12 protein-coding genes are annotated in these 13100 nt (G+C 45.4%); 10 read left to right on the forward strand and 2 right to left on the reverse strand.

Translation table 11 applies throughout. From position 1 onward, the window contains the following. The first annotated feature begins 64 nt into the window (after positions 1–64). Complete coding sequence (locus tag AWV70_RS07550) at positions 65–751, forward strand: VOC family protein (RefSeq protein WP_060205748.1); 687 nt, start codon at positions 65–67, stop codon at positions 749–751. A 180-nt stretch (positions 752–931) separates the two neighbouring features. Then, a complete protein-coding gene (gene hflX / locus AWV70_RS07555; protein WP_060205750.1) occupies positions 932–2203 on the forward strand; it encodes a GTPase HflX in 1272 nt (423 codons plus the stop codon). Between the two features lie 112 nt (positions 2204–2315). Here hflX and AWV70_RS07560 read toward each other — a convergent pair whose 3' ends face one another. Continuing rightward, entirely contained in the window at positions 2316–4034 is a 1719-nt protein-coding gene (locus AWV70_RS07560) for an ABC transporter ATP-binding protein (RefSeq protein WP_060205752.1), read from the reverse strand. A 230-nt stretch (positions 4035–4264) separates the two neighbouring features. On the opposite strand from AWV70_RS07560, the gene AWV70_RS07565 reads away from it, so the two are divergent. The 8 genes from AWV70_RS07565 (at position 4265) to AWV70_RS07600 (ending at position 12815) form a co-directional block, all read left to right on the forward strand. Continuing rightward, on the forward strand, positions 4265–5152 hold the full coding sequence (locus tag AWV70_RS07565; RefSeq protein ID WP_060205754.1) for a DUF6612 family protein: 888 nt from the start codon (positions 4265–4267) through the stop codon (positions 5150–5152). 280 nt (positions 5153–5432) lie between these two features. Continuing rightward, the gene (locus tag AWV70_RS07570) at positions 5433–6383 is read left to right on the forward strand and encodes an ABC transporter permease (RefSeq protein WP_060205757.1); all 951 of its coding nucleotides are present in this window, start codon (positions 5433–5435) and stop codon (positions 6381–6383) included. Then, entirely contained in the window at positions 6376–7326 is a 951-nt protein-coding gene (locus tag AWV70_RS07575) for an iron chelate uptake ABC transporter family permease subunit (protein WP_060205758.1), read from the forward strand. Before AWV70_RS07570 ends, AWV70_RS07575 begins: the two co-directional genes overlap by 8 nt. After that, the gene (locus tag AWV70_RS07580; RefSeq protein WP_060205760.1) at positions 7323–8084 is read left to right on the forward strand and encodes an ABC transporter ATP-binding protein; all 762 of its coding nucleotides are present in this window, start codon (positions 7323–7325) and stop codon (positions 8082–8084) included. The genes AWV70_RS07575 and AWV70_RS07580 overlap by 4 nt, the downstream gene beginning before the upstream one ends. A gap of 19 nt (positions 8085–8103) precedes the next feature. Then, a complete protein-coding gene (locus AWV70_RS07585) occupies positions 8104–9066 on the forward strand; it encodes a siderophore ABC transporter substrate-binding protein (protein WP_060205762.1) in 963 nt (320 codons plus the stop codon). Positions 9067–9170: 104 nt separating this feature from the next. Continuing rightward, complete coding sequence (locus AWV70_RS07590) at positions 9171–10733, forward strand: FapA family protein (RefSeq protein ID WP_060205764.1); 1563 nt, start codon at positions 9171–9173, stop codon at positions 10731–10733. Positions 10734–10881: 148 nt separating this feature from the next. Continuing rightward, a complete protein-coding gene (locus AWV70_RS07595; protein WP_082713517.1) occupies positions 10882–12024 on the forward strand; it encodes an MFS transporter in 1143 nt (380 codons plus the stop codon). Between the two features lie 122 nt (positions 12025–12146). Further along, on the forward strand, positions 12147–12815 hold the full coding sequence (locus AWV70_RS07600) for a hypothetical protein (RefSeq protein ID WP_060205766.1): 669 nt from the start codon (positions 12147–12149) through the stop codon (positions 12813–12815). 63 nt (positions 12816–12878) lie between these two features. On the opposite strand, the gene AWV70_RS24395 is transcribed toward AWV70_RS07600, so the two are convergent. After that, positions 12879–13100, reverse strand: a 222-nt coding sequence (locus tag AWV70_RS24395) for a hypothetical protein (protein WP_235588573.1), incomplete at its 5' end; no start/stop codon positions are given.

A 13100-nucleotide genomic window follows, 5' to 3' on the forward strand; every position in this document is an offset into this window, starting at 1 on the left:
ATATGTAGCGGAGGTCGTATTTTTTTTGGATATGGTAATCTATTCTTAAAGGGGGAGCTAGCAGATGAAACTGGATCATGTAGTCTATTTCACATCAAAAAGTCCTGACGAAATCGTTAAGATGCAAAAGAAGGAAGGGAAACATGCTGTCCCTGGTGGCAAGCATGAAAAATGGGGGACGCATAATGCATTGTTGTATGTGAAAAATGCATATGTGGAATGGCTATCCGTAGAGCGTCCTGAATTTGCGGGGCAAGTGGACCATCCGTTGACCCAATTGCTGCTCCATGATTTGAAGGAGAAGGACGGATGGGGCACAATATGTTTATCTGTTACTGATATTGAGCAATTTAATGAGGATATTACTAACAAAGGGTTCGCAACTTCGGGTGTGTTGGATGCAGAGCGTCGGACTGCAGGAGGAGAGCTTAGAAAATGGAAAATGCTTTTTGTCGACCAGCCCGTTTCCAATGAGCTGCCGTATCCTTTTTTCATCGAATGGGAAACGCCTGAGGAGATGAGACGCGAGCAGTTGCGTGCGGAAGGTTCATTGACCGCAGAGAATGAGGAGCTTGTAATCCGGGAGTGCGTATTTGGAGTGGAAGATCCATTGCGGGATACAGGAGAATGGGCAGTTCTCCTTTCACAGAAGGTCGGAGATTCGAATGATATTATGATTGGGGAAATTTGTCTCCGGTTTATCGAACAAGAAAGCGGGAAGGATCGATTGCAGGACGTTATCATCCGCTAGTTGCCATTTATGCACGATTTTTGGAGTTTATGCGCCGATATTCGGATTTATGCGCCGTTTATAAGATTTATGCGTGCTTACAGCTGTTTATGCGTCGATTTTGGTATTTATGCGTGAATTGAGCGAGTTGTGCGTGTATCTGATCCGAAGTAGGTGTTGAATGAAGGAAGGGGATTGTTAATGGAGATTTTAGTCGAATATGCGGTTCTTGTCGGCGTACATGAACAGAATGATGAGCATTTTGAATATGAAATGGAAGAGTTGAAGAATTTAGCGGAAGCCATCGATGTGCAAGTCGTAGGCACAGTGACACAAAATTTGGAGCGCAGGCATCCGACCACGTATGTGGGAAAAGGGAAGATTGCAGAAATTAAGCGGTTTTACGAGGAGACGGAAGCAAATCTGATCATTTTCAATGATGAGCTTTCGCCTTCACAGATCCGCAACTTGGAACAGGAGCTGGAAGTGAAAGTCATTGACCGAACAATGCTCATCCTTGATATTTTCGCGAGACGCGCACGGACGCATGAGGCGAGGATGCAGGTGGAGTTGGCACAGCTACAGTACACGCTTCCGCGGCTCGTCGGATTGCGCGCATCATTGAGCAGGCAGGGGGGCGGAACGGGCGGAGGCTTCCAGAACAAGGGGGCAGGGGAGACGAAGCTTGAGCTCGATCGCCGGAAAATCGAAGATCAGATTTCGAAGCTTCGGAAGGATCTCGAGCATGTTCGCGACCGACGCGACACACAGCGGAAGCAACGGAAGAAAAGCGGCATCCCTGTCGTATCGATTGTCGGCTATACGAATGCAGGCAAATCGACATTGATGAATGGAATGCTGCGGGAAATGGACGAGGAAAATACGAAGCAAGTGTATGAAGAAAATATGCTTTTTGCGACGCTTGATACTTCGGTGCGTCATTTGAAGTTTGCCGACAATAAGGAATTTCTATTGACAGATACGGTCGGCTTCGTTTCAAAGCTGCCCCATCACTTGATCAAGGCGTTCCGTTCTACGTTGGAAGAGGCGCGTGGTGCCGATCTTCTTTTGCATGTCGTGGATGTTTCGAATCCGGAATACCGCTATATGATGGAAGTGACGAATGAGACGCTGCATGATGTTGGTGTTGAAAATATTACGACCATTAATGTATACAATAAGGCAGACCTCGCAGGCGTCCCCTATCCACGAGAGACTTCGGATAGCGTCTGGATTTCGGCTAAGCAAGCGGAAGGCTTGGATGAACTGCTTGATTTGATCAAGAAAAAGGTCTTTGAACAATACATCACTTGCAAGCTGCTCGTTCCGTTCGAACGTGGAGATGTCGTTTCCTACTTGAATGACAAGGCGAATGTGAAGAAGACGGAATACGAAGAAGAGGGCACATTGATGACTGTTGAAATGGATGGTTCGGAGAGAGTGAAATTTGAGGAATTCATAGTTAGCCATTAAATGCACCAAACGAAAAAACCGTACCGTGTGACTCGAAAGTCGCCGGTACGGTTTTTTATCTATAAAGAGAAAGGGGGTGGGATGGTACTAGTATCCCCCGCATCTCGAAATGTTAAACCTCTTGGAATTGAATATTATGCAGACGGGCAAAAATGCCGCCTTTTCTTACTAGCTCATCGTATTTTCCATCTTCCGCAATGCCGTCTTCTGTCACGACGACTACTCTGTCTGCGTCGCGGATTGTAGCCAATCGGTGGGCAATGACAAGAGTTGTCCGATTTTCAGCCAGCTCATTTAATGATTGTTGAATAATGCGCTCCGTTTCGGTATCCAAAGCGGACGTCGCTTCATCCAAGATGAGGATCGGAGGATTTTTCAAGAACATCCTCGCAATCGCAAGCCGCTGCTTCTGGCCGCCGGATAATTTTAAGCCGCGTTCGCCGATTTGCGTCTCGTAGCCGTCAGGAAGTGAAGCGATGAAGTCTTCCAAATTCGCCTTTTGAGCGGCTGCTATCACTTCTTCATCCGTTGCATCCAAATCTCCGTACGCGATGTTTTCCTTGATCGTCCCTGTGAATAAAAAGACATCTTGCTGCACGATTCCGATTTGTGAACGCAACGACTGCTGCGTCATGTTGCGGATGTCGATGCCGTCAATCGAAATCGCTCCGGAAGCGACGTCGTAAAAGCGCGGAATCAGTGAACAGATTGTCGTCTTCCCGGCACCGGAAGGACCGACAAATGCAATCGTCTCTCCGGCTTTGATTGATAAATCAATGCCTTTCAATACGTATTTATTATCATCGTATTGGAAATGGACATCATCGAAATAAATATCCCCATGCAAATGGCTGACATCCTTCGCACCCGGTCGATCTTTAATTTCCGGCTCCTGTTCAATCAAATCAAGAAATCGTCGGAAGCCTGCCATCCCTTTCGGATACAGTTCCAGCAATGCGCTGATCTTATCGACAGGCTTAATAAGAATATTGACGAAAAGGATGAATGCAACTAGATCCCCTATTGACAATTTTTCTTTGATTGTGAAATACGCTCCGACAACGAGGACGACCAATGTCACGAGCCTTGTCATCATGTACATGCTCGAATGCGTCCACGCCATAACGTTATAGGCGACAAGCTTAGCGAGTCTGAAGCTGCCATTGTCTTTTTTGAATCGTGCAATTTCGAAGTCTTCGTTCGTGAACGATTTGACAACCCGCGCACCAGACACCGAATCTTCAACGCGCGCATTGACATCTGCGATTTTCCCGTACATATTCTGCCATGCTTTATTCATTTTAATATTACAAAATGTCACAAGAACGACGAGGAGAGGCACCATACAAATTGCGATGATAGCTAATTCAGGATTAATCCCTAACATAAGAATGAAAGCACCAATAATTGTCATGACCGCAATGAAAGCATCCTCAGGTCCGTGGTGAGCGAGCTCTCCAATGTCGAATAAATCATTCGTAATCCGACTCATCACATGTCCGGTCTTCGTATTGTCGAAGAAACGGAAAGATTGGCGGTGAACATGATTGAACAGTTGCTGCCTCATATCCGTCTCAATATTGATGCCAAGCTTATGCCCCAAATAACTGACGATGTATTGGAGGAAGGTGCTAAACAAGTAAACTAGCAGCAATAAAATGCTCGTCGTGACGATTTTTCCCCAATCCCCGGATGGCAATAGAATGTCAATGAACCATTGGACAGCCATCGGAAATGCGAGTTCGAGCAAAGCGACAAATACGGCGCTTGAAAAGTCGATGATGAAAAGCCGTTTATGCGGCTTGTAATAGGAAAAGAATTTTTTTAACATAATTATGACCTCCTTTCTGTAGTCCAAGCTATTATAGCGGAATTCATTTAAAAGTGGTATGAAAAATTTCAGAAGTCGAAATAATTGGATGGGTGAGAAAAGGCGTATGGAGATTTACTGGTAGGAAAGGTTCAAATTTAAGGAATTATGAAAAATGGTGGAACCCTTTTCCTTTTATACCGTATGATTAGATGTGACATAAAGAGGAATAAAGAAGGGAAGCGAATCGAATGAAAAAATGGTTTAAGGGTCTTGGTGTCGGTGTGTTAGCACTTGGATTGGCTGCTTGCGGATCTGCTGCAGAGCCAAAAAAGGATGCGGAAACCGGTGAAAAAGTCGAGCTTGAAAACAAGAGTGAGATGACGGCGCAGGAAGTATATAGTAAAGCGATGGAAGTTTCTGAGGAACAAAAGAGCATGCATGCAGTCATGGATATCGACCAAAAAATATCCATGCCAAGTCAAGAAGTTGAAATGGATTCAAAAATCAAGATGGACATGGACGTAATCGTCGAGCCATTGGCAATGCACCAAAACATGAAGATGGACATGGGCGATCTTGGCGCTATGGATATGGAGCTGTACATGAACGACTCAGGTTTCTTCATGAACGATCCTGAATCCGGTCAATGGATTAAGATGCCTAAGGACATGTACGATGAAATGATGGCACAAATGGGCGGCGAAACAGATCCAACATTGGATATGAAAATGTTCAATGAGTTCAAGGATGATTTCAAATTCGAACAAACAGATGATGAGTACATCTTGACGCTGTCTGCTTCAGGCGATAAGTTCAGCGGCTTAATGAAAGAATTGATGGGATCAGCGCTTCCGGAGGATATGGACATGACTGAGGAAGATGCTGAATTGTTGAATAATATGGACGTGAAAAACCTTGAAGTTGTAATGTACATCGACAAGGAAACGTTCTATACGAATGCATTCGATTTAGACATGGATATGACGATGAAGATCGAAGAGGAAGAAATGCACATCGTTCAAAAGATGAAATCTGTTATTACGAAAATCAACGAGATCGATGAAATCGTCGTTCCACAAGAAGTGATTGACGAAGCGGTTGATTTGGAAGAATTGATGAATCAAACTCAAGAATAATCATATGAAAGTGGTCATGGACAGCGGAAAGGAGCTGTTCATGGCCGCTTTTTTCATGCGCCAAAAGCGTAAGATTCCTGCCACAATTGTATAAACCGCATACTATCAACATTTTGTGAATAAATTATCAACTACCAACCTCTTAACTGATAATCATTTTCAATTATAAGTTGACACTGAATCCATAACTGCTATAATTGGATTTGCAGCTAATTGATAATCGTTTTCACTAATAAGATTCTCAGTTAGAGCAAATATTCGATATCGGAGTTCTTTCTTCATGAAGAAACGTTATTTGTTTATTGCACTACTACTACTCTCATTTCTCTCATTATTCGTCGGAGTAAGCTCAATTAAACCGATGGATCTCCTTGATTTCGGATCTGAGGAGACGGAGATTTTTCTGATCAGCCGTGTGCCGAGACTTGTGGCGATTTTACTCGCCGGGGCAGGGATGAGTATTGCCGGCCTGATCATGCAGCAGCTAAGCCGAAACAAATTCGTTTCGCCTACAACTGCAGGAACGTTGGATGCCACCCGGTTAGGTATTTTAGTGTCGATGTTATTGTTCACTAATGCATCGACGATCGAGAAGATGGTTGTCGCGTTTGCTTTCGCGCTTGCAGGGACGTTGTTGTTCATGCAGATCCTCGATCGGATCAAGTTCAAGGATGCGATTTTCATACCGCTTGTCGGGCTTATGTTCGGAAACATCCTATCATCGATTACGACATTCTTCGCATACAAGTCGAACGTAATCCAAAACATGTCCGCTTGGCTGCAAGGCGACTTTTCGATGATTATGAAAGGACGATATGAGCTCCTATACATAAGCATCCCTGTACTAATCATCACTTATTTGTACGCGAACCGGTTCACGGTGGCGGGGATGGGTGAGGATTTTTCGAAAAACTTGGGTCTTGCGTATAAGCGGATTGTTAATATCGGCCTCATCTTGGTGGCTCTTGTTACGACGACTGTCATTTTGACGGTTGGGATGATTCCGTTCCTTGGATTGATCATCCCGAATATCGTATCGATCTTTCATGGAGATCATTTGAAAAAAACATTGCCGCACACCGCTTTGCTAGGCGCAATTTTCCTTCTGGTCTGTGACATATTAGGCAGGATTCTCATCTATCCTTATGAGATTTCCATCAGTCTGATGGTCGGAGTCATCGGAAGCGGTATATTCCTCTACTTGTTGTTTAGGAGGAAGGCATATGCGTAATTCTACTAAATTAATCATTTTGTCAGTGTTTGCAGCTGTTTTCTGTGCCGTGTATTTATTCCACGATTTGAATGGCAGTTTTGACTATGCACTTCCTCGCCGTGGCATTAAAGTGATAGCGATGGCGTTGACGGGAGTGGCGATTGCGTATTCGACAGTCATATTCCAGACGATTACGCATAACCGTATCTTGACGCCGAGTATAATGGGATTGGATTCCTTGTATTTATTGCTTCAAACGGTCGTCATTTTCTTCCTAGGTTCCAACCATATTACAATCGTCAACAAGCATGTGAATTTCATTTTATCCGTTTCAACCATGGTCGTTTTCGCGCTTATTTTGTACCGATTCCTCTTCAAGAGGGGCGGTCAGCCGATTTACTTTCTATTACTTGTCGGAATCATCGTCGGCACGTTCTTCGGAAGCATCTCGACATTTCTGCAAGTGCTGATTGACCCGAATGAATTTATGCGGGTGCAGGATAAAATGTTCGCAAGCTTCAATAACGTGAGTGGGGAATTGGTTTGGTGGGCACTTGGAATTGTCATTCTCACGTTCATCATCGGTTGGAGAGCATTCAATGATTTAGATGTGCTGTCGCTTGGTAGAGATACGGCAATCAACCTTGGTGTTTCCTATGATCGGGTCGTCAAAATGATGCTGGTCATATCCGCGGTGTTAATTTCCGTATCTACGGCACTTGTCGGGCCGATCACATTCTTCGGCCTCATTGTTGCTAACTTGTCCTATCAATTTTTCAAAACGTATAAGCACTCGGTTCTTATTGCGGGCGCTTCTGTCATGAGCATCATCGCACTCGTCGGAGGGCAATGGGTCGTGGAGCGGATCTTTACGTTCTCGACGACGCTCAGTGTCATCATCAACTTTGTCGGCGGTGTGTATTTCATATACTTACTATTAAAGGAGAGTCGATCCACATGATCCAAGTCCGGGAATTGTCTAAGTTTTATGGAAAAAAAGCGGTCGTTGAAAAGGTGAATGTCAATATCCATCGCGGAAAGATCACTTCATTCATCGGTCCGAACGGGGCGGGGAAATCGACACTGCTTTCAATGGTGAGTCGACTGATTGATGCAGATACAGGCGAAGTGCTTGTCGATGAAAACCATGTGCATAAAATGAAATCCAATGAATTCTCAAAGCGCGTCTCCATTTTGAAACAGTCCAACTTCATGAACGTACGTCTGACGATCCGTGAATTGGTTTCGTTCGGGCGCTTCCCTTACTCCAGAGGAAAGCTCAACTCGGAAGATCTGCGGATCGTCGAGCAGGCGATGGAGTATATGGGATTGATGGATATGCAGCATGATTATATGGATGAACTGTCGGGCGGCCAGCGCCAGCGGGCATTCATAGCGATGGTCATCGCTCAGGATACCGATTATATTCTGTTGGATGAACCGTTGAATAACTTGGATATGAAACATTCGGTTCAAATTATGAAGATTCTGCGCAGATTGGTAGATGATCTTGGAAAGACTGTCGTTATCGTACTTCACGATATCAATTTCGCGTCTGTCTATTCGGATCGAATCGTCGCGTTGAAAGATGGTCGAGTCGTCAAAGATGGTCTGACAGAGGAAATCATCAATTCGGATGCATTGAAGGAAATTTATGATATGGATATCCCGATTAAAAGGATGAATAACTGTAATATCTGCGTTTACTTTAATTCTTAACTAGAAAAGGATGGTAATAATGAAGAAGCTTACAATGACTTTATTGCTGGCGGCTCTTATGATTGTACTTGCTGCTTGCGGCGCGAAGGATACTGATGGTGGCAAAACTTCCGGCTCCACTACAGATAAAAGCGATGCAACTGAAACAATCTCCGTTGAACATGAACTAAGCGACAAGCCTGTTGAAGTACCGAAAAACCCTGAAAAAGTAGTTGTATTCGATTTTGGTACACTTGATACATTGGATGAGCTTGGAGTCGAAGTGGCAGGATTGCCAAGAGCGAACGTTCCGGGATACCTTTCGAAATATGACGATGATAAATATGCAAACCTCGGAAGCTTGAAAGAGCCTGATTTTGAAGCGATTCATGCATTGAAGCCTGATCTTATCATTATTTCAGGTCGTCAATCCGATCTTTATGACCAACTAACTGAAATTGCTCCAACGATTTACGTTGGTATCGATACAGCTCATTATATCGACTCTTTCAAACATAATGCAGAATTGATTGGACAAATCTTTGGCAAAGAAGATGAAGTGAAAGCTGAGCTTGCAGATATTGATGAAAGAATTGCTGCGATTCATGAAAAAGCATCATCTGCAGATGAAAAGGCACTTGTCGTTCTTGCAAATGAAGGAAAAGTGAGCGCGTATGGTCCGAATTCCCGTTTCGGTTTGATCCACGACGTAATGGGCTATAAACCGGCTGATGAAAAGATCGAAGTTTCCACGCACGGACAAAGCATCACGTTTGAATACATCGTTGAGAAAAACCCTGGTGTCCTATTTGTCATCGATCGTGATGCCGCAATCGGCAACGGTGCAAGCGCGAAAGACTCTGTAGAAAACGATCTTGTGAAAAAGACGGATGCTTATAAAAACAATAAGATCATCTACTTGAATGGGGAGTACTGGTACCTATCGGGTGGCGGACTAATGTCTATGAAAGAAATGATCGAAGAGGTTGAAACAGCATTATAACAATTACGCCAAGGCGTAACTGATTACGAAAGGTCTGTTCACTAATTAGGTGAACGGGCCTTTTTTTGCTATCATAAACTAAAACAGTTACCTGAGGTGAGAGTATGGGGACGTCTGTAAATGACAAAATCATTCCGGCGCAATTTAGCATCCGTCTGATTGAACAAAATATCATCGCGATACTGACCGTGATGCCAGGCAAACGGATCAGACGGCAGTTGGACGACACGGAAGCTGAGGAACAGATTGTGCCCTATAATCATTTGGTCTATGAAGACATTATGCAAGAACTTGAGCGAATGGGCATTACGGAAAGAATCAACCACATTGTTATATTGGAAGCTACTCAGACGTTATCAACTTACGAAGCGATTGTTGCGAAAGGGCATCTGCCTGTTGAAGGGTTTGATGGTGATCTGTATTTGCCAAGACGAAGCGAGGAACGTTTCTATGCCGAGAGTGGAAAAGTCGATTTCAGGGAAATGAACCCAATAGAAACGGTCGGGGAAAATGAACTTGTCGCCACCTATTTGCCGGCTGTTCCAGGGGTGGCAGGCATGGATCTATTCGGACGCCCTGTTCCGACGAAGGAAGTCTGTGATCTGAACTTGAGGCTTGGCCGCCAACTGGAGATACGTGGGAATGACATATATGCATGCGCGCCCGGAAGGCTGCTTTTTGAGAAGCATGGAACATTCGTCAAAATTGAAGTGACGAATGAATTTAGTTTTGACGGGGATGTCGATTTAAGCAGTGGCAATATTCGATTCAATGGTGATGTCCGTATTGGAAAAGATGTAGAGAATTCCATGTTTGTCGGAGCGACAGGGAAGGTGTACATCGGCGGTGCTGTCCGGAAAGCAACCGTCGAAGCAGGTGCATCCACTATGATTGAAGGGAACGTCTTTTCATCTACCGTGACGGTCGGAATGCATGAAGTGTTGGAAGAAGTGCTTGCGGAACAGTTAGATGGACTTCTATCCTATTTGGAGAGGATTAAGGATACGATCCTTCAAATCATCCAAATACGCGGCGTTCAGCCTGAAGAAGTCGATGCCAGTGAATTGAAAGATCTTGTAAGGGTCATCCTTAAAGAGAGATACTTGGATTTCCAGCAAGACAAACATGAATTCATCCAAAAAGCGACTAATCATTCCGCCCAATTATCACCTGAATGGAAGCCGGTTATCGATAAACTGTACAACATCTTTACGGACACATCGTTGACAGTCGTCCGGAACGCGGGAGATTTTTCGGACTTTCTGAAGGAGGCGCATGCACTTGTCGAGCACTATTCAGCATCGGGATGCGGTGGTTCGATGCTGCAGCTTCCATATGCCATCAATAGCGCGCTGTCGTGCAACGGTACGATTGAAGTGACGGATTCAGGACTATACAATTGCACTGTAAACGCAAAGAAACAGGTATCTGTCGAAGGTTGTTGCCGTGGCGGCGTCGTTTTTGCAGGTGAAAAAGTGTCCATCAAGGAGACGGGTTCCACGAAAGGCGTGAAAACAGTTGTCAAAACGGATAGTGACGGGACGATTACGATTGGCCTCGCCCGCTGCGGAACGGAGATTTGGATAGGTGACAAGGTCTATCATATTGATGTGGATAAATTAGGTGTCCATGCGCGCGTGATCGATGGGCACTTCAGGATTGATTAAAAAACATCTTGTGAATAGTAGTTGTCTAGAGGTATAATGACAAGTGTCAAGACACACAAACTATACAACGAAGGGCAGACTACTTGTGAACAATAAAACAGGCGGGATCTCCCGCAATAAATTACTTGTGATTTCTGGGACAGGCTGGATGTTCGACGCGATGGATGTCGGCATTCTTTCATTCGTCATCGCAGCCATTTCGGTTGAATGGCATTTGTCCACAACCGAAATGGGTTGGATCGGGAGCATGAACTCGATTGGGATGGCAATCGGGGCATTCGGTTTTGGGCTGCTTGCGGACCGGATTGGAAGGAAAAATGTCTTCATGATGACGCTTGTACTCTTTTCATTGGCGAGCGGATTATCAGCACTCACGACAACTTTGACTGTATTTCTCATTTTACGCTTCTTCGTAGGTGCAGGTCTCGGGGGTGAGCTCCCGGTCGCGTCTACGCTCGTATCGGAAAGTGTATCCGCAAAAGAACGAGGCCGCGTCGTCGTCTTATTGGAAAGTTTCTGGGCGGCAGGCTGGCTTATCGCGGCATTGCTTGCGTACTTTATCATTCCGGAATACGGTTGGAGGATTGCTCTGATTCTGACAGCCCTTCCTGCATTTTACGCGATCTATTTGCGACGGAATTTACCGGACTCCCCGAAATTTGTTAATGATGGGAAGCCGAAGCAATCATTCGGTGCCAAGATGACGCTTATTTGGTCCAAGCGATATGCGCGTAGGACGACAATGTTGTGGATCGTCTGGTTCACCGTTGTATTTTCCTATTACGGCATGTTCCTCTGGCTGCCGAGCGTGATGGTTATGAAAGGGTTCGACATGATTCACAGCTTCAAATACGTCCTTATCATGACACTCGCGCAATTGCCGGGCTACTTCACGGCTGCCTGGCTCATTGAGAGGGCAGGTCGGAAATTTGTATTGTCGACGTATTTGATTGGAACGGCTGTCAGCGCGCTTTTATTTGGAAATGCGGAAGGGCTTACGATGCTTCTCATATCAGGCGCATTCCTTTCCTTCTTCAACTTAGGCGCATGGGGAGCGTTGTATGCCTATTCCCCGGAACAATATCCGACTTCCGTCCGGGCGACCGGCTCGGGCATGGCGGCGGCAGTCGGCAGAATCGGCGGCATTTTCGGTCCGCTGCTCGTCGGCTCGTTATTAACTGCAGGTCACGGTTTCGGATTAATCTTCGGCATCTTCTGCGGAGCTATTATTACCGGAGTCCTCGCAGTTCTGTTGCTCGGGACGGAAACAAAACAATTGGAATTGGAATAAACGAAAGGGGCTGCTATTGGGCAGTCCTTTTTCGTATGTTTGGACGCAATTCATGAAGGCTATAGAAGAACAGAGTGAAGATACATAGAATATGGATTTGATAGAAGAGGAGAGATGGAAACGTGGAGAAAAGATTGCAACTAATCATCTTTGCGCTTGTGCTCGTTTTGGGTCTCGCTGCATGTGGAAATGACAAGGACGACAATTCAACCGACGCAACTGCAGGCGATAACACCGAGACGACCGGTGGGACGGAAGGTACTGACTCGAATGCTGAAGGGGATGAAGCAGGTGACGACGCGGAAGCGGGGAATGAACTGCAAAACGACCAAACAATCGGCTTGACGATGGACGAATTCAAGGACAAATTCAATGAACATGCCGCAACGCAAGGTTTGGACTACAAAATTGAGAAGTATCAATGGCTCGATCAGGGAGACGGCACGCAAACGGCGACCATTGAATTGCACGACGATCTTAGAATCAACGGTTTATCGACAGGGGACAAGGACGAAATGAAAGCGATCCTACTGGAAGTCGAAGGATTCGAACCCCGTCAAACCGCTTTCGACATTGTCGATATCATCATCAAATCAGTCGGCAACGTTGCTGAAAACGATGCAAAAAAGATTATGGACGGACTTGGCTTGGAAAAACCGAATGAGGAGGGCAATTATCTAGAAAAGGATGTTGAGCATGATGGCTTGAAGTATCTATTGCTCTCGGAAAGATCCAATTACTTCGAGTTCGGCATCGTAAACAAGAACGATCCCGATCTGATTGTCGACTAATATCTTTGCTGACGTCCCCATTGAGGGTCGTCAGTTTTTTATTTGGGAATCGCGTCATGGGGATTATGGGCGCACCCAAAGCCCGTCGTTCCGCATCCAAAGCAAGGTGTCGATCGTCCAAAGCAAGGAGTCGCGCGTCCAAAGCAAGGAGTCGCGCGCCCAAAGCAAGGTGTTGCGCGTCCAAAGCGAGGTGTTGCGCGTCCAAAGCGAGGTGTCGCGCGTCCAAAGCAAGGTGTTGCGCGTCCAAAGCGAGGTGTCGCGCATCCAAAGCGAGGTGTCGCGTGT

It is taken from the genome of Sporosarcina koreensis, assembly GCF_001531445.1.
Taxonomy (GTDB): Bacteria; Bacillota; Bacilli; order Bacillales_A; family Planococcaceae; genus Sporosarcina; species Sporosarcina koreensis_C.

Bases quoted from the DNA above. Each gene is read 5' to 3' on its own strand.
- AWV70_RS07550 (WP_060205748.1), top strand. From the start codon at position 65: ATGAAACTGGATCATGTAGTCTATTTCACATCAAAAAGTCCTGACGAA.
- hflX (WP_060205750.1), top strand. From the start codon at position 932: ATGGAGATTTTAGTCGAATATGCGGTTCTTGTCGGCGTACATGAACAG.
- AWV70_RS07560 (WP_060205752.1), bottom strand. From the start codon at position 4,034: ATGTTAAAAAAATTCTTTTCCTATTACAAGCCGCATAAACGGCTTTTC.
- AWV70_RS07565 (WP_060205754.1), top strand. From the start codon at position 4,265: ATGAAAAAATGGTTTAAGGGTCTTGGTGTCGGTGTGTTAGCACTTGGA.
- AWV70_RS07570 (WP_060205757.1), top strand. From the start codon at position 5,433: ATGAAGAAACGTTATTTGTTTATTGCACTACTACTACTCTCATTTCTC.
- AWV70_RS07575 (WP_060205758.1), top strand. From the start codon at position 6,376: ATGCGTAATTCTACTAAATTAATCATTTTGTCAGTGTTTGCAGCTGTT.
- AWV70_RS07580 (WP_060205760.1), top strand. From the start codon at position 7,323: ATGATCCAAGTCCGGGAATTGTCTAAGTTTTATGGAAAAAAAGCGGTC.
- AWV70_RS07585 (WP_060205762.1), top strand. From the start codon at position 8,104: ATGAAGAAGCTTACAATGACTTTATTGCTGGCGGCTCTTATGATTGTA.
- AWV70_RS07590 (WP_060205764.1), top strand. From the start codon at position 9,171: ATGGGGACGTCTGTAAATGACAAAATCATTCCGGCGCAATTTAGCATC.
- AWV70_RS07595 (WP_082713517.1), top strand. From the start codon at position 10,882: ATGTTCGACGCGATGGATGTCGGCATTCTTTCATTCGTCATCGCAGCC.